Source organism: Corynebacterium sp. HMSC06D04 (assembly GCF_001807315.1).
Lineage (GTDB): Bacteria > Actinomycetota > Actinomycetes > Mycobacteriales > Mycobacteriaceae > Corynebacterium > Corynebacterium simulans.
In genome coordinates, this window is record NZ_KV788558.1 from 1 (window position 1) to 501 (window position 501).

At 54.7% G+C, this 501-nt stretch carries 1 protein-coding gene; it reads right to left on the bottom strand.

Features of this window, described 5'->3' with window-relative positions; genetic code table 11:
- Positions 1-30: 30 nt before the first annotated feature.
- A partial coding sequence (locus HMPREF3155_RS09685; protein ID WP_148138238.1) for an integrase core domain-containing protein occupies positions 31-501 on the bottom strand: 471 nt, incomplete at its 5' end.

The window sequence follows — 501 nt, forward strand, 5'->3', positions numbered from 1 at the left end:
TGAAGCGTCCTGGGTTTAGTTCCGCTTCTTTTACGGCCCTGTGTTGATGGGCTGGGTGAGATAGTACTCGGTTTCTACTTCCTGTGGGGTGGCGTAGTCCAAAGCTTCATGAAGCCGCTTGGTGTTCCACCAATACACCCACCGCAAGGTGGCCAATTCGACTTCTCCGACCGACGTCCACGGGCCTTGGGCATGAATCAGTTCCGCCTTGTAGAGACCATTGACTGTTTCGGCTAGAGCATTGTCATAAGAATCGCCGACTGTTCCCACACTCGGACGGATTCCGGATTCCGCTAGCGCGGTGGAATACTTCAGTGACACGTACTGGCTGCCCCGATCGCTGTGGTGAATCAGCTGGTTTCCATGAATTCGCCCTGCAGTCGTTAACGCATGCTCCAAAGCCTCCATGGGCAGCGCATCGGTACGCATCGTCGAGCGTGTAGCAACACCAACAATTTTTCGGCTGAAGACATCCACGACAAACGCGGTGTAGGCGAATCC